This is a genomic window from Pseudoalteromonas sp. MER144-MNA-CIBAN-0113 (genome assembly GCF_040308965.1).
GTDB classification, from domain to species: domain Bacteria; phylum Pseudomonadota; class Gammaproteobacteria; order Enterobacterales; family Alteromonadaceae; genus Pseudoalteromonas; species Pseudoalteromonas tetraodonis.
The window spans coordinates 1-263 of record NZ_JBEOOG010000403.1 but is presented as its reverse complement, the minus strand read 5'-3'; the positions used below and the strand labels follow the sequence as shown (position 1 = coordinate 263).

The 263-nt window shown below is 39.5% G+C and carries 1 pseudogene; it reads left to right on the top strand.

Annotated features, from left to right (window positions below):
- Positions 1–18 precede the first annotated feature (18 nt).
- Positions 19–263 (top strand): annotated as a pseudogene (locus AAEY57_RS20240) (voltage-gated potassium channel protein); the annotation flags it as partial.

The window sequence follows — 263 nt, the reverse complement described above, 5'->3', positions numbered from 1 at the left end:
GGTGCAGGCTTAATAATAATGTCGGTTGGCTTAGCTTTAAAAGCACGTTTAGCGTGGGCTTTTTCACTGATACTATTAATAGTGGTCGCGGTTATTAGTATTTCATCTTCAAGCTCTGGGCTAATATTATTGTCTTACACTATGGTTGTGAGTATGTTATTACTCGTATACTGGAAAAGCTTTGATGGCTCTAGTATTACCGCAGGTAGTTTGTTTGCTCTAACGAGTACAGGCGCATTAATGCTTTATGCTGTGTTTGGCAC